This is a genomic window from Mycobacterium lehmannii (assembly GCF_001499925.1).
Classification (GTDB): Bacteria; Actinomycetota; Actinomycetes; order Mycobacteriales; family Mycobacteriaceae; genus Mycobacterium; species Mycobacterium lehmannii.
The window spans coordinates 516,968-535,664 of record NZ_LQIR01000001.1; the positions used below are offsets into that span (position 1 = coordinate 516,968).

The 18,697-nt window shown below is 68.6% G+C and carries 17 protein-coding genes; 7 read left to right on the plus strand and 10 right to left on the minus strand.

Annotated features, from left to right (window positions below):
* Positions 1-9 precede the first annotated feature (9 nt).
* Positions 10-1,272 carry a 3-oxoacyl-ACP synthase KasB gene (kasB, locus tag AU192_RS02510; protein ID WP_064394091.1) on the plus strand — a complete coding sequence of 421 codons (1,263 nt, stop codon included), beginning with the start codon at positions 10-12 and terminating at the stop codon, positions 1,270-1,272.
* 36 nt (positions 1,273-1,308) lie between these two features.
* Complete coding sequence (locus AU192_RS02515) at positions 1,309-2,733, plus strand: acyl-CoA carboxylase subunit beta (protein ID WP_064394092.1); 1,425 nt, start codon at positions 1,309-1,311, stop codon at positions 2,731-2,733.
* Between the two features lie 102 nt (positions 2,734-2,835).
* Here the strand turns inward: AU192_RS02515 and AU192_RS02520 are convergent, their stop codons facing one another.
* Both AU192_RS02520 and AU192_RS02525 read right to left on the minus strand, forming a co-directional pair.
* A complete protein-coding gene (locus AU192_RS02520; protein ID WP_064394093.1) occupies positions 2,836-4,380 on the minus strand; it encodes a glycerol-3-phosphate dehydrogenase/oxidase in 1,545 nt (514 codons plus the stop codon).
* Positions 4,377-4,955 (minus strand): TetR/AcrR family transcriptional regulator, encoded by a 579-nt coding sequence (locus AU192_RS02525; protein ID WP_064394094.1) that lies wholly within the window; start codon positions 4,953-4,955, stop codon positions 4,377-4,379. The genes AU192_RS02520 and AU192_RS02525 overlap by 4 nt, the downstream gene beginning before the upstream one ends.
* Before the next feature lie 59 nt (positions 4,956-5,014).
* On the opposite strand from AU192_RS02525, the gene AU192_RS02530 reads away from it, so the two are divergent.
* Complete coding sequence (locus AU192_RS02530) at positions 5,015-6,595, plus strand: FAD-binding oxidoreductase (protein WP_120275382.1); 1,581 nt, start codon at positions 5,015-5,017, stop codon at positions 6,593-6,595.
* The gene (locus tag AU192_RS02535) at positions 6,592-7,509 is read left to right on the plus strand and encodes a diacylglycerol kinase (protein ID WP_064394096.1); all 918 of its coding nucleotides are present in this window, start codon (positions 6,592-6,594) and stop codon (positions 7,507-7,509) included. The genes AU192_RS02530 and AU192_RS02535 overlap by 4 nt, the downstream gene beginning before the upstream one ends.
* A gap of 144 nt (positions 7,510-7,653) precedes the next feature.
* On the opposite strand, the gene AU192_RS02540 is transcribed toward AU192_RS02535, so the two are convergent.
* From AU192_RS02540 to AU192_RS02555, 4 genes are all read right to left on the minus strand, one after another.
* Entirely contained in the window at positions 7,654-8,166 is a 513-nt protein-coding gene (locus AU192_RS02540; protein ID WP_064394097.1) for a DUF3145 domain-containing protein, read from the minus strand.
* 117 nt (positions 8,167-8,283) lie between these two features.
* Positions 8,284-9,108 (minus strand): serine hydrolase domain-containing protein, encoded by an 825-nt coding sequence (locus AU192_RS02545; protein ID WP_064394098.1) that lies wholly within the window; start codon positions 9,106-9,108, stop codon positions 8,284-8,286.
* Between the two features lie 10 nt (positions 9,109-9,118).
* Positions 9,119-10,195: a class I SAM-dependent methyltransferase gene (locus AU192_RS02550; protein WP_064394099.1), complete on the minus strand. Its 1,077-nt coding sequence runs from the start codon at positions 10,193-10,195 to the stop codon at positions 9,119-9,121.
* Positions 10,196-10,266: 71 nt separating this feature from the next.
* The gene (locus tag AU192_RS02555; protein ID WP_064394100.1) at positions 10,267-11,046 is read right to left on the minus strand and encodes a dioxygenase family protein; all 780 of its coding nucleotides are present in this window, start codon (positions 11,044-11,046) and stop codon (positions 10,267-10,269) included.
* Positions 11,047-11,082: 36 nt separating this feature from the next.
* Between AU192_RS02555 and AU192_RS02560 the strand changes: the two genes are divergently transcribed.
* Complete coding sequence (locus AU192_RS02560) at positions 11,083-12,171, plus strand: S-(hydroxymethyl)mycothiol dehydrogenase (RefSeq protein ID WP_064394101.1); 1,089 nt, start codon at positions 11,083-11,085, stop codon at positions 12,169-12,171.
* A gap of 28 nt (positions 12,172-12,199) precedes the next feature.
* Positions 12,200-12,829, plus strand: coding sequence for an MBL fold metallo-hydrolase (locus tag AU192_RS02565; RefSeq protein ID WP_064394102.1), 630 nt, complete (start codon positions 12,200-12,202; stop codon positions 12,827-12,829).
* A 48-nt stretch (positions 12,830-12,877) separates the two neighbouring features.
* On the opposite strand, the gene AU192_RS02570 is transcribed toward AU192_RS02565, so the two are convergent.
* Entirely contained in the window at positions 12,878-13,621 is a 744-nt protein-coding gene (locus AU192_RS02570) for an SHOCT domain-containing protein (RefSeq protein ID WP_064394103.1), read from the minus strand.
* Positions 13,622-13,757: 136 nt separating this feature from the next.
* Between AU192_RS02570 and AU192_RS02575 the strand changes: the two genes are divergently transcribed.
* Positions 13,758-14,846: a class I SAM-dependent methyltransferase gene (locus tag AU192_RS02575; RefSeq protein ID WP_064394104.1), complete on the plus strand. Its 1,089-nt coding sequence runs from the start codon at positions 13,758-13,760 to the stop codon at positions 14,844-14,846.
* Positions 14,847-14,850: 4 nt separating this feature from the next.
* Here the strand turns inward: AU192_RS02575 and AU192_RS02580 are convergent, their stop codons facing one another.
* The 3 genes from AU192_RS02580 to AU192_RS02590 all read right to left on the minus strand — a co-directional run bounded on the left by AU192_RS02580 (position 14,851) and on the right by AU192_RS02590 (position 18,684).
* Positions 14,851-15,813, minus strand: a complete 963-nt coding sequence (locus AU192_RS02580; protein WP_064394105.1) for a GlxA family transcriptional regulator — start codon at positions 15,811-15,813, stop codon at positions 14,851-14,853.
* A 70-nt stretch (positions 15,814-15,883) separates the two neighbouring features.
* Positions 15,884-17,656 carry an Hsp70 family protein gene (locus AU192_RS02585; protein WP_064394106.1) on the minus strand — a complete coding sequence of 591 codons (1,773 nt, stop codon included), beginning with the start codon at positions 17,654-17,656 and terminating at the stop codon, positions 15,884-15,886.
* Positions 17,656-18,684, minus strand: a complete 1,029-nt coding sequence (locus AU192_RS02590; protein ID WP_064394205.1) for an NAD(P)H-dependent amine dehydrogenase family protein — start codon at positions 18,682-18,684, stop codon at positions 17,656-17,658. Before AU192_RS02590 ends, AU192_RS02585 begins: the two co-directional genes overlap by 1 nt.
* Positions 18,685-18,697: the final 13 nt, after the last annotated feature.

The window sequence follows — 18,697 nt, forward strand, 5'->3', positions numbered from 1 at the left end:
TCAGCAGTAATGGCAGGGTTAGCCGCACTTTCCACGGGGGACGGTTTCCCCAACGTCGTCGTCACGGGTATCGCCATGACGACGGCCCTGGCCACCAGCGCGGACGACACCTGGAAGAAGCTGCTGGACGGCCAGAGCGGAATCCGCAGGCTCGAGGACCCGTTCGTCGAGGAGTATGACCTGCCAGTTCGCATCGGCGGGCATCTCCTCGAGGACTTCGACCACGAGTTGACCCGGGTGGAACTGCGCCGGCTGTCGTACCTGCAGAAGATGTCGACGGTGCTGAGCCGGCGGGTCTGGGAGGACGCGGGCACCCCCGAGGTCGACCCCAAACGGCTGATGGTGTCGATCGGCACCGGCATGGGCTCCACCGAGGAGCTGGTGTTCAGCTACGACGACATGCGCTCCAAAGGCCTCAAGGCGGTTTCACCGCTGGCCGTGCAGATGTACATGCCCAATGCCGCTGCCGCCGCAGTGGGATTGGAGCGAAAGGCCCGCGCCGGGGTGGTCACTCCGGTGTCGGCCTGCGCATCGGGTTCCGAAGGCATCGCGCACGCCTGGCGCAACATCGTGCTCGGTGATGCGGACGTCGCGATCTGCGGCGGGGTGGAGACCAAGATCGAGGCGGTGCCGATCGCCGGCTTCGCCCAGATGCGAATCGTCTTGTCCACCACCAACGATGACCCTCCCGGCGCATGCCGCCCGTTCGACAAGGACCGTAACGGGTTCGTGTTCGGCGAAGGGGGTGCGCTGATGGTCATCGAGACCGAAGAGCACGCCAAGGCCCGCGGCGCCAACATCCTGGCTCGGATCATGGGAGCCAGCATCACCTCGGACGGCTACCACATCGTGGCGCCGGACCCGAACGGCGAACAGGCCGGTCACGCGATGACACGCGCCATCCAGCTCGCCGGGCTGCAGCCCACTGACATCGACCACGTCAACGCGCATGCCACCGGCACCAGCGTCGGCGACGTGGCCGAGGGTAAGGCGATCAACAACGCGATGGGCGGCCACAAGCCTGCGGTGTACGCACCCAAGGCTGCGCTCGGCCACTCGGTCGGCGCGGTCGGTGCCGTCGAGTCCATCCTGACCGTTATGGCGTTGCGCGAAGGCATCATTCCGCCGACGCTGAACCTGCGAAATCTCGACCCGGAGATCGATCTGGACGTGGTCGCCGGTGAACCGCGGTCAGGCAATTACCAGTACGCGATCAACAACTCGTTCGGATTCGGTGGGCACAACGTAGCGCTCGCTTTCGGGAAGTACTGACACTCCCCGGAATCCAGCGCAATAGGAGGTATGTGAATGACGACCATGGCGCCCGAGACAGTCGGCGAATCGCTCGACCCTCGTGACCCGCTGCTGCGTCTGAGCACCTTCTTCGACGACGGCAGTGTCGAACTGCTCCACGAGCGCGACCGTTCGGGCGTTCTCGCCGCGGCCGGAACCGTCAACGGGCTGCGCACCATCGCGTTCTGCACCGACGGCACCGTCATGGGCGGGGCCATGGGCGTCGAGGGCTGTGCCCATATCGTCGACGCCTACGACCAGGCCATCGAGGAACAGAGCCCGATCGTGGGCATCTGGCACTCCGGCGGTGCCCGCCTCGCCGAGGGCGTCAAGGCGCTGCACGCCGTCGGCCTGGTGTTCGAGGCGATGATCCGGGCGTCCGGCTACGTCCCGCAGATCTCGGTCGTCGTCGGCTTCGCCGCCGGCGGTGCGGCCTACGGACCCGCCCTCACCGACGTGATCGTGATGGCGCCGGAGAGCCGGGTGTTCGTCACCGGACCGGACGTGGTGCGCAGCGTCACCGGCGAGGACGTCGACATGGCGAGCCTCGGCGGCCCGGACACCCACCACAAGAAGTCCGGCGTGTGCCACATCGTCGCCGACGACGAGCTCGACGCCTACGAGCGCGGCCGCCGGCTGGTTGGATTGTTCTGCCAGCAGGGCCATTTCGACCGGGCCAAGGCCGAAGCGGGCGACACCGACCTGCACGCGCTGCTGCCGGAGTCGGCGCGACGCGCCTACGACGTGCACCCGCTCGTCGAGGCGTTGTTGGACGAGGGCGTTCCGTTCGAGGAGTTCCAGGCCAAGTGGGCACCGTCGATCGTCATCGGTCTCGGTCGGTTGTCCGGTCGCTCCGTCGGCGTCATCGCCAACAACCCGCTGCGGCTCGGCGGCTGCCTGAACTCCGAAAGTGCCGAGAAGGCGGCGCGATTCGTGCGCCTTTGCGACGCATTCGGGATTCCGATCATCAACGTCGTCGACGTTCCCGGTTACCTGCCCGGCGTGGATCAGGAGTGGGGCGGCGTCGTACGGCGCGGAGCCAAGCTGCTGCACGCGTTCGGCGAGTGCTCGGTCCCGCGGGTCACGCTGGTGACGCGCAAGATCTACGGCGGCGCCTACATCGCGATGAATTCGCGCTCGTTGGGTGCGACGAAGGTCTACGCCTGGCCGGATGCCGAGGTCGCCGTCATGGGCGCCAAGGCCGCGGTCGGCATCCTGCACAAGAAGAAGTTGGCCGCCGTGGACGATCTCGCCGAGCGTGAGGCCCTGCACGAGCAGTTGGCCGTCGAGCACGAGAAGATCGCGGGCGGAGTCGATTCCGCGATCGACATCGGCGTCGTGGACGAGAAGATCGACCCCGCCCACACCCGCAGCAAGCTGACCCAGGCGCTGGCCGAGGCGCCGGCACGCCGCGGCCGGCACAAGAACATCCCGCTGTAACCTCCGGCGGCGCCGCAACCTTCAGCGTCGAAACCGACGTTTGGGCGGGAATGCGCGCGCGGAATCGACCATTTCGTCGGCCTCGGCGAAAGAGGCGCGAGGCTACCGTTCGCGCGCTGACACCAAGAACTCGTCGGCTACCGCCAGCACCCGTTCGCGGTCGGCCTCGACCAGGCCGATGCGGGTGCGGCGGTCGACGATGTCGTCGACGGTCAGCGCGCCCTCATGGGTCACCGCGTACTCGAATTCCGCACGGATGACGTCGATCCCCTCGGCGACCGCTTCCGTCGGCCGCTCGCACGCGGCGGCGGCGATGACATTCGGCGCCTCGGCGCCGAAGCGGGCCACCAGTGAACCCGGCATCTCCGTCGGATGACGCAGCGTGGCAACCGGATTCGACGGCGCCCCGACAAGCGGCAGGTTGCGGGTGCGGCAGTCGGTCGCGGTCAGCCCGCGCCACTCGATCGCCCGGTCCAGCACATCCTCGGCCATGAAGCGGTACTCGGTCAGCTTGCCGCCGATGACACTGATGACGCCCGAGGGTGATTCGACGACCGCGTGTTCGCGTGAGACGTCGGCGGTGCGGCCCGCGCCGGTGTCGATCAGCGGACGCAGCCCCGCGTAGGCGCCGATCACGTCGGACGGGCTCAACGCGACATCCAGGGCGGTATTCACCGTGTCGAGCAGGAACGAGACCTCCTCGGGCGCGGGTTCGGGCACGTCGGGGACCGGGCCTGGGGCGTCCTCGTCGGTGAGCCCGAGGTACACCCGGCCCAACTGCTCGGGCATCGCGAACACGAAGCGGTTGATCTCGCCGGGTATCGGAATGGTCAGCGCCGCAACCGGATTGCCGAATGCCGCAGCATCGAATACGAGATGCGTTCCGCGGCTGGGCCGCAGCTTGATCGAGGAATCCACCTCGCCCGCCCACACCCCGGAGGCGTTGATCACGGCGCGCGCGGCGACGTCGAACGACTCGCCGGTGAGCTGATCGGTCAGCCGCACCGAGGTGCCGGTCGCGTGTGACGCCGCCACCCGCGTCAACACCCGGGCACCGTGCTGGGCCGCCGTCCGCGCCACCGCGGTGACCAGGCGGGCGTCGTCGATCAACTGCCCGTCATACGCCAGGAACGCGCCGTCGAGACCGTCGCGGCGCACGGTCGGCGCCAGCTCGACGGCCCGGCTCGCGTCGATCCGCCGGGAGCGGGGCAACACCGACGCCGGCGTGCCCGCCAGCTTTCGCAGCCCGTCGCCGGCGGCGAAGCCGAAACGCACCAGCGCCCGCGACGCGGTGTTCATCGACGGAAGCAGCGGCACCAACTGCGGCATCGCCGTAACTAGATGAGGTGCGTTGCGCGTCATCAGGATTCCGCGTTCAACGGCACTGCGACGGGCGATCCCGACGTTGCCCGTCGCCAGATATCGCAGTCCGCCGTGAACCAGCTTGGAGCTCCACCGGCTGGTGCCGAACGCCAGGTCGTGCTTCTCCACCAGCACGACGCTCAGACCGCGGGTCGCAGCGTCCAGCGCGATGCCCGTTCCGGTAATGCCGCCGCCGATGACGATGACGTCGACGCGCTCGCCATCGGCCAGCGCCGCCAGTTCGGCGCTGCGGCGCGCAGAGTTCAGAGCCGTCGAGCCGGTCACGGTGCCAGATACCCGTCGAGGGCGTGCGCCAACTCGGCGTCGAGCGCAGCGGTGTCCAAGAGCTTCTCGACCATCTGCGCGGACTGAATGGCCGACTGGGTGATCAGCAGGCACATCGCGGCGAGCTGGCGCGCATCGCCGGCGCGCACGCTGCCGTCGTCCTGGGCGATCTTGATGGCGTGGGTCAACGCGTCGATGAGGATCATCTGGCTGGTCCCGAGCCGATTGGCGATGTAGACCATCGCGAATTCCGGAGCGTCGCGCAGCACCGACATGATGATCTCGTCCTTCCGCAGATGCCGGGCCACCTCCACGACCCGCTGCACCAACGCTCTGCGGTCGGAACCGGTGTCGGGCACTTTGTCCAGCACACCCGCGATGCGCTCGGTCATCAGCGCCGCGAGCACCCCGTTCGTATCGGACCACCTGCGGTAGATGGTCGGGCGGCTCATGCGCGCACGCCGGGCGATGTCGGTCAGCGTGACCCGCTTGACTCCCACCGCGAGCACGCAGGCCGCCGCGGCATCGATGATGCGCCCCTCGACCGTCGACTCGTCGTTACGGATTGACGACATGTGTAATACTGTAACGCATGACGCGTCCCGATGCTCACTCGACCGCTCTCCTGCCCCCGATGAAGTGGAACGCCTGGGGTGACCCCGCCGAGGCGAAACCGCTGTCCGACGGCATCCGCACGCTGCTCGAACAGGCGCTCGGCGTAGAGACGTCGACCACCCAAGAACTCGAACCCGAACGGGTGCGACTGCGCCCGTCGGCGCTGACCGACGAGGACCGCGACGCACTCATCGGCATCGTCGGACGGGACTACTGCCACGTCGACGATCAGGGCCGTCTGCTCCGGGCCGGCGGCAAGTCGACGCTTGACCTGCTGCGCCGCCGCGATCCCGGTGAGCAGGACGCGCCGGACGCGGTGGTGCTGCCGGGCACCGAAGATGAGATCACCGCGATCCTGCACCTGTGCGGCGAGCGCCGCATCGCCGTCGTCCCGTTCGGCGGCGGCACCAGCGTCGTCGGCGGCCTGGATCCGATCCGCGGCGACTTCCGCGCGGCGATCTCCCTGGACCTGCGCCGATTCGACGAACTGCACTTCCTCGACGAGGTGTCCGGAGAAGCCGAACTCGGCGCAGGAGTGACCGGACCGGACGCCGAACGCCTGCTGGGCGCGGGCGGCTTCTCGCTCGGCCACTTCCCGCAGAGTTTCCAGTTCGCCACCATCGGCGGGTTCGCCGCGACGCGGTCGTCGGGCCAGGACTCGGCGGGCTACGGCCGGTTCAACGACATGGTGCGCGGTCTGCGCGCGGTCACGCCGGTCGGCGTGTTGGACCTCGGCCGCGCACCGGAGTCGGCGGCCGGACCTGACCTGCGACAACTGCTGATCGGATCGGAAGGCGTGCTCGGCGTCATCACCCGCGTGCGGGTACGGGTGCATCCGGTCCCGACGGCCACCCGCTACGAGGCGTGGTCGTTCCCCGACTTCGCCACGGGCGCCGACGCTTTGCGCACCGTCGTGCAGACCGGGACCGGCCCGACGGTGATCCGGCTGTCCGACGAGGCCGAGACCGGAGTGAATTTGGCGACCACCGACAGCATCGGCGAGAAGCAGATCACCGGAGGCTGCCTGGCGATCACGATGTTCGAGGGCACCGAAGCCCATGTCGCCAGCAGACATTCCGAGACGCGCGCGGTGCTCGAGGCCGCGGGCGGCACCTCGCTGGGTGAAGAACCCGCACGCGCATGGGAGCACGGCCGGTTCAACGCGCCGTATCTGCGTGACTCGCTGCTCTCAGCAGGCGCGCTGTGCGAAACGCTGGAAACGGCGACGAACTGGTCGAACGTGCCTGCGCTCAAGGCCGCCGTCACCGAGGCGCTGACGAACGCGCTGACCGAAACCGGCACGCCATCGCTGGTGCTGTGCCACATTTCGCATGTGTATCCCACCGGCGCGTCGCTGTACTTCACGGTCGTCGCCGGGCAGCGGGGCAACCCGATCGAGCAGTGGCGCAAGGCGAAAGCCGCGGCGTCAGAGGCGATGATGCGTACCGGGGCCACCATCACCCACCACCACGCCGTCGGCGCCGACCACCGGCCGTGGATGCGGGACGAAGTCGGCGATCTCGGCGTCGCGATCCTGCGCGCGGTCAAGGACACGCTCGACCCGGTGGGAATCCTCAACCCGGGCAAGTTGATCCCATGACGATCGACGGTCGCGTCACGATGCTGACGAACCCCGCGTCGGGGCACGGCAGCGCACCACACGCGGCCGAACGCGCTGTCGCGCAATTCCATCGGCGCGGCATGGACGTCGTCGCGATCGCGGGCACCAGCGCCGAGCATGCGCGCAAACTCGTCGAGGGCGCGCTTGATCGCGGGATGGACGCGCTCGTCGTCGTCGGTGGCGACGGCATCATTTCCCTTGCGCTGCAAGTGCTTGCGCAGACCGACATCCCGTTGGGCATCATCCCGGCGGGCACCGGCAACGACCACGCGCGCGAATTCGACATTCCCACCCGTGATCCCGAAGCCGCCGCCGACGTCGTTGTCGACGGCGTGACCGGCGGGGTCGCCCGGACCATCGACCTCGGGCGGATCCGCGGCGCCGACGGCACCGACAAGTGGTTCGGCACCGTGATGGCCGCGGGTTTCGACTCGCTGGTGACCGATCGGACCAATCGGATGCGTTGGCCCCACGGCCGCATGCGATACAACCTCGCGATGGTCGCCGAGTTGTCGAAGCTGCGACTGCTGCCGTTTCGGTTGTCGTTCGACGGCGAGGAGGTGACGACGGAGTTGACGCTCGCCGCATTCGGTAACACCCGCAGCTACGGCGGCGGCATGCGGATCTGTCCCGGCGCCGACCCGACCGACGGCCTGCTGGACGTCACGATGGTGGCCTCGGCGTCGCGCACTCGGCTGATCCGGTTGTTTCCCACCGTATTCAAGGGCACCCACGTCGACCTCGACGAGGTCAGCACCGCACGGGCCAAGACGATCACCGTGGACTCCCCCGGCATCAACGCCTACGCCGACGGCGAGTACATGTGCCCGTTACCGGTCGAGGTGTCTGCGGTGCCCGGCGCGCTCAAGATCCTGACGCCGCGCCGAAAGTGAAATCTGCGACGGAAAACCGGCGAAAAGCGTCGCCGGATGCACAATCGGCGTCCTCGGCAACCCCACTCCCTGCCTGATGTCGTCGGCTACCCGACTCCCTGCCTGATGTCGTCGGCTACCCGACTCCCTGCCTGATGTCGTCGGCTACCCGACTCCGCGGCTGAGCCAGCTCACCTCCGCGCCCGCACCACCGTCGCGGTACGGTTCCAGGGCCTCGTCCCATGCCGTGCCCAGCACGGAGTCCAGTTCGGCGGCGAGCGTGTCGGCGCCGGCGGCCATCATCGCCCGCAGCCGCATCTCGCCGACTATCACGTCGCCGTTGGCGCTCATCGACCCGCTCCACAGTCCGAGCTGCGGCGTGTGGCACCAGCGATGGCCGTCGACGCCCGGGCTGGGATCCTCGGTGACCTCGAAGCGCAGCACCGACCACGAGCGCAGCGCACTGGCCAGCGCGGCGCCGGTCCCGACCGGACCGACCCAGTTGGTGACGGCACGCAACTGTCCCGGCATGGCCGGTTGCGGGGTCCACTTGAGGTTCGCCCTCGATTGAAGGGTCGACGACAACGCCCACTCGACATGCGGGCACACCGCAGCGGGTGACGCGTGGATGTAGACCACGCCCGTCGTCGCTTCGGCGAACTGGTTCGACGCACGCATTTGCCACTCCTTCGGCTCCACGAGGGACGTCTTCCCCAAGCGGCCTCTTGGACCCGAAACTTCGCAGCAAAATATGTGTCGTGCGTGTCTATTGTGCCTTGTGAGGCGCCTGTTGCGCTAGTCTGCGGCAAATTCTCTCAGGACTTCGTCAGACAAGGCCCGCCACGGCTTGTACGCCCACTCGCCGAAATTGCGGTCGGTGAGCACGACGAGCGCCCGATCGGCGTCCGGATCAACCCACAAAAACGTCCCTGACTGGCCGAAATGCCCGAACGTGCGCTCGGAGTTCGCCTCGCCCGTCCAGTGCGGCGACTTGCCGCCGCGGATCTCGAAGCCCAGCCCCCAGTCGTTGGGCCGCTGCACACCGAACCCCGGTAGCACCCCGTCCAGGCCGGGGAACTGCACCGAGATCGCCTCACCATGCAGTTGTGCGGAGACCGTCGCCGGCCGAAGCAAGTCCGCGGCGAAGGCCGCCAGATCGGCGACCGTCGACGTCGCGCCGTACCCCGCTGCGGCCGCGCCACCGTCGAGCACGCTGTCGGTCATGCCCAGCGGTTCGAACACCGCCTCGGTCAGATACCGGTCGAACGCGATGCCCGTCGACTTCTCCAGCGTCTCGGCGAGCACCCCGAATCCGTAGTTCGAGTAGACGCGCCGCGTTCCCGGCTCGGCCATCGTCTCCGACGAGCGCATCGAGTAACCCGACGCGTGTGCCAGCAGGTGGCGCACGGTCGCCCCGGGCGGGCCAGCCTCGGTGTCGAGTTCGACGGCACCCTCCTCGACACCGACCTGCACCGCGCGTGCGGCCAGCGGCTTGGTCACCGACGCCAACTCGAATCGCCGCCGCTGGTCGCCGTGCTCGGCCACCACCCCGGACGGTCCGACCACGGCGGCCGCGGCGTTGGGCACCGGCCAGTCGCCCATAAGATCCAGCGCGCTCATCGCGCCGAGCCTACTTGCGCGCGATGTAGTAGTTGTTGATCGGATCGGTCTCGATCTCGCGCACCTGGACGTCGCTGAAACCCGCGTCGGCGAGCATCGACGCGGCGAGTTGATGGCCCCAGCAGGTACCCAACCCCGCACCGTCGAGGCCGAGCGACACCGTCATGCAGTGCATCGTCGAGACCGTGTAGAGATACGTGGAGAGCGGCACGCCGACGTTGTCCTCCAGCCGGCTCGAGGCCTTGACGTCGACCATGAGCAGGCAGCCGCCCGGCCGCAGCGCGCGATAGATGTTCGCCAGCACGGCCGCCGGTGCGGCTTGGTCGTGGATGGCATCGAAAACTGTTATCGCATCGTAACATTCGGACATATCGAGTGCCGCGACGTCTGCTGCGACGAAGGTGGCGTTGGCCAGGCCCAACCGGGCGGCCTCGGCGCGCCCCGCCCCGAGACCCTCGTCGCTGAAGTCGATGCCGGTGAACCGGCTGGCCGGGAACGCCTGGGCCATCACGTTGATCGCGTGCCCGCTGCCGCACCCGATGTCGGCGACGTCGGCCCCGTCGCGCAGCAGCTGCGGCAGTCCCTCCGCCAACGGCAGGATGACGTCGACGAGCGCGGCGTCGAACACCTCTCCGCTCTGCTCGGCCATCACCGTGTGGAACCGCGGATACTCGCTGTAGGACAACCCTCCGCCGGAGCGGAAGCAGCCGACGATCTTCTGCTCGACCTCGCCGAGCAGTGAGAGGAATTGCGCCAACCGCGCGACGTTGTCCGGGCCGGCGGCCCGAGTGAGCACCGCGGCGCGGTGCCCCGGCAGCGAATACGTGCCCGCCGACGCGTCGTAGTCGACTACTCCGGCCGTGACGACACCGCCCAGCCACTCCCGCACATAGCGTTCGTTGAGTCCCGCGGCCGCGGCCAGCTGGGCGCTGGTGGCTGGGGCCGAACCGGACATGGTGTCCCACAACCCGGTCTGGTGGCCTATCGACAACAGCAGGACGAGGCTGGCGTTGTCGATCGCGGACACCATCCGCGCGGCGAAATCCTCGGTCGTGTCCGCGGCTGGGCTTTGGTCGATATCGGTCATAGCGGGTTCCCTCCGGCGTGCTGAACTGATCTCCATTGCACAACGGAGTCCCGCGCCGGGCGGTTCAACGGCTAAATCAATTCGATCGATCTCTTGGCCAGCCCCATCCAGTAGCCGTCGATCACCTGTCGTGCCTGCTGTCCGGGGTCCCTAGAGGCGCCGAGCGCGACGAACAGCGGCGACCAGTGCTCGATCGTCGGATGCGCGTACGGCATGCCCGGCGCCCGGTGCCGGAAGTCGATCAACGCGTCCACGTCGCCTGCGGTGAACATCTCGGCTGCCCATATGTCGAACTCCGTCGACCAGTCCGGCGGCTGCGCGCCCGGCGACGGGTCGTCGAGGAACGGTAGGCCGTGCGTGGTGAACCCGGAACCGATGATGAGCACGCCCTCATCGCGCAACGGCCGCAACCGCTCGCCCAGGTTCAGCAGCGTTCCCGGATCGAGTGTCGGCATCGAGATCTGCAGCACCGGAATGTCGGCGGCGGGATACATCACCGTCAGCGGAACGTAGGCGCCGTGGTCGAGTCTGCGGTCGGGGTCGTGCCGCACCGGCTCATCGCTTGGCAGCATCGCCTCGACCCGCGCGGCGAGGTCGACGGCGCCGGGGGCGTCGTAGGTCGTCTGGTAGTAGCGCTCCGGGAAGCCCCAGAAGTCGTAGGTCAGTGGTGTCTCGGTCGTCGTCGAGCCGATCGTCAAGGGTGCGGATTCCCAGTGCGCCGACACGACGAGGATGGCCGCCGGACGCGGCAGCTCCGTAGCCCATGCCGCCAGCTGACGCACCCACAGCTCGTCGTCGACCAGCGGCGGCGCACCGTGGGAGAGGAACAGCGCGGGAAGCGAATCAGCCATATGCCCAGTGTTCCCCGCAGCCGATAGGTTGTACTCATGAGTCAAACGGTGCGCGGAGTGATCTCACGGAAGAAGGACGAACCAGTCGAGGTCGTGGACATCGTGATTCCCGACCCGGGTCCGGGTGAGGTGGTGGTCGACGTCACCGCGTGCGGGGTCTGCCACACCGACCTGACGTATCGGGAGGGCGGCATCAACGACGAGTTCCCGTTCCTGCTGGGCCACGAGGCCGCGGGCAGCGTCGAATCCGTCGGCGAAGGCGTCACCAACGTCGAACCCGGTGACTTCGTGATCCTGAACTGGCGCGCGGTGTGCGGCCAGTGTCGGGCCTGTAAGCGCGGCCGCCCGCACCTGTGCTTCGACACCCACAACGCCGCGCAGAAGATGACACTGACCGACGGCACCGAGTTGACCCCGGCGCTGGGCATCGGCGCATTCGCAGACAAGACCCTCGTGCACGAGGGGCAGTGCACCAAGGTCGATCCGGCCGCCGACCCCGCGGCGGCCGGACTGCTCGGCTGCGGCGTGATGGCCGGCCTGGGCGCCGCGGTCAACACCGGCGCGGTGAGCCGCGACGACACCGTGGCGGTGATCGGCTGCGGAGGTGTCGGCGACGCCGCCATCGCCGGGGCCGCACTGGTCGGCGCCAAGCGCATCATCGCCGTCGACACCGACAACAAGAAGCTGGAGTGGGCGCGCGACTTCGGCGCCACCCACACCATCAACGCCCGCGAGCTGGATCCCGTGGAGACCATCGCCGACCTCACCGACGGCTTCGGCGCCGACGTGGTGATCGACGCGGTCGGGCGACCGGAGACCTGGAAGCAGGCGTTCTACGCCCGCGACCTGGCGGGAACCGTTGTCCTGGTCGGGGTTCCGACCCCGGACATGACGCTGGAGATGCCGCTGATCGACTTCTTCTCGCGGGGCGGCGCACTGAAGTCCTCGTGGTACGGCGACTGCCTGCCCGAACGCGACTTCCCCACCCTGATCAGCCTGTACCTGCAGGGGCGGCTGCCGCTGGACAAGTTCGTCACCGAACGCATCGGTATCCACGACGTGGAAGAGGCGTTCCACAAGATGCACGGCGGCTCCGAGGTGCTGCGCTCGGTGGTGATCTTGTGAGGAATGCTCGCGCGAGGAACGGAGAATCATGAACGGCGGACCGATCGGCCGGGTGGTCACCCACGGGACCTTCGAACTCGACGGCGGCAGTTGGGAGGTCGACAACAACATCTGGATCGTCGGCGACGACTCCGAGGTGGTGGTGTTCGACGCGGCCCACGACGCGGGACCGATCGTCAACGCGGTCGGCGGTCGGCATGTGGTCGCAGTGGTGTGCACCCATGGGCACAACGACCATGTGACGGTGGCGCCCGAACTGGGTCAGGCGCTCGACGCTCCGGTGCTGATGCACCCGGCCGACGACGTGCTGTGGCGAATGACGCACCCGGACAGCGACTTCCGCACCGTCGCCGACGGCGATACCCTGCGGGTCGCCGGGACGGAGCTTCGCGCCTTGCACACGCCAGGCCACTCGCCGGGTTCGGTGTGCTGGCACGCGCCCGAGTTGAACGCGGTGTTCTCCGGCGACACCCTCTTCCAGGGCGGGCCTGGGGCGACAGGGCGGTCGTTCTCCGACTTCCCCACCATCCTCGAGTCGATCTCCGGCCGGCTGGGGAAGCTGCCCGACCACACGGTCGTCTACACCGGTCACGGCGACTCCACGACCATCGGCGACGAACTCGTCAACTACGACGAGTGGGTGGCCCGCGGCAGTTGAACTGCCAATCAGGCTCGAGCAGCTGAGCTGCCAATCAGATTCGAGCAGCTAGTCCCCCAGGATGCGGCGCTTCTCCGCCTCGAACTCGGCCTCGGTCAGCGCACCCGAATCCCGAAGAGCGCCCAGCTGCTTGAGCTGTTCGAGACGTGCGCCCCGGTCGTCGGGTTGATACGCCGACGCGGGCGTCGAGACCGCCCGAAGCGTCGGCGGTGCTTCGGCGTTGACGATCTCGTGCGGCGCCAGCGGTCGCGCCGCCTTGGCCGCGCGACCCGACCAGATCAGGGCGGCGATCAGCGCGAGCACCCCGAGCACGGCCAATCCGCCGCACAGCCAGGCCAGCCAGCCATACGAACTGCCATGGCCGAAGGACAGCCGTGGATTGATGTATCCGTTCACGCTGCCGTCGGTCGAGACTCGATAGGTGCCGGGCTCGGCGACCTGGACCACCCAGATCCGCACGTGGGTGTCGCTGTTCACGGTGGTTGTCCCGCCGATACTTTCGGTCACCGCGGGATCCGCCGCGCCCTCGGGCGCGTCGATGTTGATGCTGAGCGCGGGGATCGGAAAGCCACTCGTGGGTTGTCCGGTGGTCACGGTGTGGAAGCTGACGGTCACTTCGCCCGCGGGCAACTCGATGTTTCCGGATCCCGGAATCGGCACCTCGCCGTATGCGTCGAAATCGTCGAGGACGAACGTGTTGAGCACCAAGGTGACGATGAAACCGACGACGGCGGTCACGAGGGTCAACACGGAGACGACGACGGCGACGCGCGGCCCGACCCTTCCGCTCATGGGCAGAGTTTGGCACGGCAGGCAGCGTGCGGCGCGGTGTTGCAACGGATACGTCGACCTCCGTCGGCGGCGACGGCCCGCGGGGACTACGGTCGGATGGGACCGAACCTGTTGTCCGCACGTCACGGAGGTCGCGATGCCCGAGTCCAGCATCGTCGTGCGGCCCGAGCCGATAGAGAGCGGGTCGTACACCGCCGGTTCGCGTCTGCAGGCCGCAGGCCTTCAGGGGGCGATCAAGCTCTTCGAGGAAGCGGCCGCGGCCGTACCGATCCCGAGGCCTCCGCAGCCGTTCGTCATCGCCGACTACGGCGCGTCGACCGGCCACAACTCGTTGCTGCCCATCTGCGCGGCAATCGCGGTCGTGCGCAAGCGGACCCGCACCGATCACCCCACCTTGGTCGTGCACACCGACGTACCGGATAACGACTTCACCGCGTTGTTCCGCACTCTGGCCGAGGATCCGGACACCTATCTGAGCAAGGACTCGGCGGCCTTCGCCTCTGCGATCGGGCGGTCGTTCTACTCGCAGATCATGCCGTCGAGCAGTGTGATCCTCGGCTGGAGTTCGTGGGCCATCCATTGGCTCAGCCGTGTCCCCGCGCCGATCCCCGATCATGTCCACGTGGCCTACAGCCGCGACGAGACCGTGCGCGCCGCGTACGCCAGGCAGGCCGCCACCGACTGGCACGAGTTCATCGCGTTCCGCGGTCGCGAGCTACGCCGCGGTGGTCGTCTCGTCGTGATGACGACGGCGGTCGACGACAACGGTGAGGTGGGGTACCGCAAGGTGCTCGGCGCGCTGGTCGATGCGATCGACGAATTGGCCGCCGATGGCTTGCTCACGGCCGACGAGGTGCACCGGATGGGTATCCCGATCGTCGGCCGTCGGGAACAGGATTTCCTGGCGCCGTTCGCGCCGAAGGGCCGCTTCGAACAACTCGAGATTGAACATCTCGAGATCTTCGACGCCGGGGACCGCTTTTGGCAGCAGTACCAAGTCGACGGCAACGCAACGACTTTCGGGGCACAATGGGCGTCGTTCGCCAGGGCGGCGGTGTTCCCGATGCTGGCGACCGCACTCGAGGGCGGCGCCGCCGACCCCCGGACGGCCGAGGTCTTCGATCGCCTGGAGGCGGGCCTGGCCGCCCGGCTCGCCGCGGCCCCCGAGAAAACTCAGATCCCGATGGCGCACCTGGTGTTGACCAAGAAGCCGAGGAACCCCTGAGCCGTCAGCCGGCGATGCGATCGCGAAACGTGTTGCGGTAGCTCTGCGGCGACACACCGGTCAGTCGCCGGAACTGCTCGCGGAAGTTCGCCGCGGACGTGAAGCCGACCTCGCGGCCAATGCGTTCGACACCGTGGTCGGTGCTCTCCAACAACTGCTGCGCATGGCGGATGCGCACACCCGTCAGCCACTGCATCGGCGTCTGCCCCGTCTCGGCCTGGAAGCGACGGTTGAGGGTTCGCACACTGAGCGCCGCCTGCGCGGCCAAGTCGTGCAGTGTCAGGTCGCGGTGCGCGCTGTGTTCGAGCCATGCCAGCAGGTCGTCGAGCGTGGTCTGTTCGGCAATGCTGTTGACCGCCGGGCGGTTTCGCACGATGAACTGGGCCTGGCCTCCGCTGCGGTGCAACGGCGCGACCGCCATGCGGGCGGCATCGGCGGCCATCGCGCTGCCGTGATCGAGCGCCACCATGTGCAGACACAGGTCGAGCCCGGCCGACGCGCCGGCCGACGACAAGATGTCGCCCTCGTCGACGTAGAGGACGTCGGGATCGAGGTGCACATCGGGATACCGCGCACGGAACAGGTCGGCGGCCACCCAGTGGGTGGTAGCCCGCCTACCGTCGAGCAGTCCCGCCTCGGCGAGCGTGAACGCGCCCGTGCAGATGGACGCGATCCGCGCTCCCCCGCGGTGGGCCGATCGCAGCGCGTCGACGAGCTCATCGGGCGGCGGGGTGTCCAGGTCGTCGCAGCCGGGCACCACGATGGTGTCGGCGCGCCGCAGATCTGCGATCCCGCGGTCGGTCGCGATGGCGAGCGGACCTGCGGTCACAACCGGAGCCGTCGCGCACACCATCACGCGATATCCCGGCTCCCCCGAGGGCAGTCGAACGCGGCCGAACACCTCGACAGCGGTGCCCAGGTCGAACGCGATCGTGTTCGGCAACGCGACAACCGCGACCGTATGCATGCCGGCACCCTACCAATAGGTGGCAATAATTAGCAGCGCCGCCGAAATCTTGCCAGCCGACCGAACTAACCTACGGTCCCGGCTGACCGGGTAGTTGTGGAGCGGGCACCCACGGCAGCCCCGGGATCGTCGGGTACGGCGGGGTCGGACTCCACGGCGGTGGCTGGGTGGTCGGCGGCGGCTCGGTCGTCGGCGGTGGCTCCGTCGTCGGCGGAGGGGGCTCCGGCGATGGCGGAGGTGGAGGTGGCGGTTCGGGCGACGGGGGCGGTTCGGTGACCGTCCGCGTCACCGGCGGAGGCGGCCGGTAGACGGTCTGCGGCGCCTGGGTGGCCGGCGGTGGCGGCGGCGCGGCGGTGGTCGGTGTCGTGGGCCGCGGGGTGACCGTCATCGGCGGTGTGGTGGTCGACGCGGGATCGGGTGCGGACTCGTCGCCGGACATCACCCACAGCACCGCGGCCACCAGCGCCGCCAGGACCACGAGGACACCGCCGGCCAGCGGGACGGCCGGATTGCGATACCACGGCACCGGTCGCGGCGGCAGGTCGTCCCAGGACTCGTCGGCTCCGAACTGCATCTGCGGCCGCACCTCGCCGGCTCCCGCGCGCGGTCCGTAGTCGTAGGGGTCCGTGGCCACGCCCTCGGGGACGTCGGGCAGGTCCTCGGCGTCCGACCAGGCCAACGCCCCGAAGGAACCCGACTGTGGTGCCCCCTCGTCGCCCGGAGAGCCGACCTCGGGGGCCATCGCCGTCGCCGCGGCGGCGGCAGCCGCAGCCCCGGGTGCCGCGGACATCGCGGTCATCCCCTCTTCCACGGTTCCCCGCACGGCCGCCAACCCTCCGCCTACCGCCTGGGCCAATTCGGGATGGGCCGAGGTGATGACCGGTGCCCGGAACCGCTCCGAGAGCGTGGTGGTGACGATCGGGATCCGCGCCCCGCCGCCGACCGATGCGACGGCCGCAAGTCCACGTATCCCGTTGCGCTCCAACGTCTCTTGCAGGGTGTTCGCGAAACCCGCGAGGGGACCGCTCAGCACTTCGTCGAGTTCGGTGCGGGTCAGCCGCACATCGCTGCGGTGCCCGGGCAATTCGGCCACCAGCGAGGTGAACGTCGCCGTGGACAGCCGCTCCTTGGCGCCGCGGCACTGCGCCCGCAACCGCGACAGCGAGCCGATCGCCGAGGTGCTGGTCAGTTCGACGGCCCCGGCCGCCGACAGATCCTCGAGGACGTGGGTCAGCAGCGCCTGGTCGACCAGGTCACCGGACAGGTCGTGGTGGCGGACGGTCTCACCGATCTGCGCGTAACCGTTACCGGCATCGAACAGGCTGATGCTCGTTCCCGTCCCGCCGAAGTCGCAGAGCGCGATGACACCGCGGGTGGGCACCCCCGGTTCGACCTGCAGGGAGGTCAGCGCGGCCACCGCGTCGGAGACGACCGGCGCGGTCCGGGGCCGCGCAAACTCGGGAACGGCGGCCAGCGCGCCGCGCAGCGCGTCGACGGAGGCGGGCCGCCAGTGCGCCGGGTGCGTCACCGCGATGTTGCCGCCCGGACTCTGGCCGCCCCCGACCGCGTGAAGCATCGCCCGCAGCGCATCGGCGAGCACGACGTCGGCCTTGTGAGTGGAACCGTCGGCGGCAACGATGCCGACATGGTCGCCGACCCGGTCGACGAAATCGGTGAGAATCAGGCCGCGCTCGTCGAGATTGGGGTTTTCGCTGGGCACGCCGACCTCGGGCGGCCGATGCGGGAACCGCGTCAACACCGGCGACCGGGTCAGCGCCGATCTGCCCACGACGACGGCCGCCAGGTTGGTGGCGCCGACCGACAGCCCTATCCCATCGGCCATCAGCGGATGGTGCCTGCGCCCGGAATCAATGGCAAATCCAACGCCGTCACCCAGCCCGGCGAAAGGTCGTTGACCGCGGGCACCGCGTTGAGCGCGCGCAGGCCGGTCGCCAGGCAGCCGGCCGCCGCAGCGTCGCGCCCGGAACCGTCGGTGAACCGGAACGCGGTCTCCTGGAAGATGCTGGGTGTGCCCTCGATGTCGACGCGGTAGACGTCGTTCTCGTTGCCCGACGGCCAGTCCGGCGCCGCGTCGTTACCGATCCGGTTGACGTGTTCGAGCTGGATGCGGGTCTCGCCCCGGTACACGCCGTTGATCGTGAAGCGCACGGCCGCGACGTTACCCGGGGCGATGACGCCCTTGGCGGTCTTGCGTTCGGTCGGCGTGACCCACTTGTCCCATGTGGTGGTGATCTCGTCGAGCATGATGCCCGCGGCGTGCGCGATCATCGGAACCGTTGCGCCCCAGGCGAATATCAGGATGTCGGGATTCTCGAGAAGCGGCCGGTACTCGGGCGGCTTGCCGATGCCCATCTCGCGGTCGTAGTCGCCTTCGTAGTTGGTGTAGTCGAGCAGTTCGGAGGCACGAACCTTGCGCACCTCCGAACACAGGCCCATCAGCGTCATCGGGAACAGATCGTTGGCGAACCCGGGGTCGATGCCGGTGGTCAGGCACGACGATTCACCGAGTTCGCAGGCTTCGGTGATGGGTTCGATCCAGTTCGGCGGGTTGAGATGCATGGTGGGCCAGATCCAGGGCGTCATCGCGGTCGAACAGACGTCGATGCCGGCCCGCAGGAAGCGGGTAATCAGTGCGATGTTGTCGTCGGCGTGATTGGCCGTCGGTCCGTAGTGCACCAGCGCGTCGGGTTTCAGCGCGATCAGCGCATCGACGTCGTCGGTCGCGGCCATTCCCAACTCCGTGTCCAGCCCGCAGATCTCACCGACGTCGCGGCCGACCTTGTCAGGGGCGTTCACGCCCACGCCGACCAGCTCGAACAGAGGGTGTTCGACGATTTCGGGAATCACCATCTTGCCCACGAAA

Coding starts and splice junctions, on each gene's coding strand:
- AU192_RS02575 (WP_064394104.1), top strand. CDS start 13,758: ATGCCCGAGTCCAGCATCGTCGTGCGGCCCGAGCCGATAGAGAGCGGG.
- AU192_RS02535 (WP_064394096.1), top strand. CDS start 6,592: ATGACGATCGACGGTCGCGTCACGATGCTGACGAACCCCGCGTCGGGG.
- AU192_RS02540 (WP_064394097.1), bottom strand. CDS start 8,166: ATGCGTGCGTCGAACCAGTTCGCCGAAGCGACGACGGGCGTGGTCTAC.
- AU192_RS02585 (WP_064394106.1), bottom strand. CDS start 17,656: ATGGCCGATGGGATAGGGCTGTCGGTCGGCGCCACCAACCTGGCGGCC.
- AU192_RS02550 (WP_064394099.1), bottom strand. CDS start 10,195: ATGACCGATATCGACCAAAGCCCAGCCGCGGACACGACCGAGGATTTC.
- AU192_RS02545 (WP_064394098.1), bottom strand. CDS start 9,108: ATGAGCGCGCTGGATCTTATGGGCGACTGGCCGGTGCCCAACGCCGCG.
- kasB (WP_064394091.1), top strand. CDS start 10: ATGGCAGGGTTAGCCGCACTTTCCACGGGGGACGGTTTCCCCAACGTC.
- AU192_RS02525 (WP_064394094.1), bottom strand. CDS start 4,955: ATGTCGTCAATCCGTAACGACGAGTCGACGGTCGAGGGGCGCATCATC.
- AU192_RS02530 (WP_120275382.1), top strand. CDS start 5,015: ATGAAGTGGAACGCCTGGGGTGACCCCGCCGAGGCGAAACCGCTGTCC.
- AU192_RS02560 (WP_064394101.1), top strand. CDS start 11,083: ATGAGTCAAACGGTGCGCGGAGTGATCTCACGGAAGAAGGACGAACCA.
- AU192_RS02555 (WP_064394100.1), bottom strand. CDS start 11,046: ATGGCTGATTCGCTTCCCGCGCTGTTCCTCTCCCACGGTGCGCCGCCG.
- AU192_RS02590 (WP_064394205.1), bottom strand. CDS start 18,684: ATGGTGATTCCCGAAATCGTCGAACACCCTCTGTTCGAGCTGGTCGGC.
- AU192_RS02565 (WP_064394102.1), top strand. CDS start 12,200: ATGAACGGCGGACCGATCGGCCGGGTGGTCACCCACGGGACCTTCGAA.
- AU192_RS02580 (WP_064394105.1), bottom strand. CDS start 15,813: ATGCATACGGTCGCGGTTGTCGCGTTGCCGAACACGATCGCGTTCGAC.
- AU192_RS02570 (WP_064394103.1), bottom strand. CDS start 13,621: ATGAGCGGAAGGGTCGGGCCGCGCGTCGCCGTCGTCGTCTCCGTGTTG.
- AU192_RS02515 (WP_064394092.1), top strand. CDS start 1,309: ATGACGACCATGGCGCCCGAGACAGTCGGCGAATCGCTCGACCCTCGT.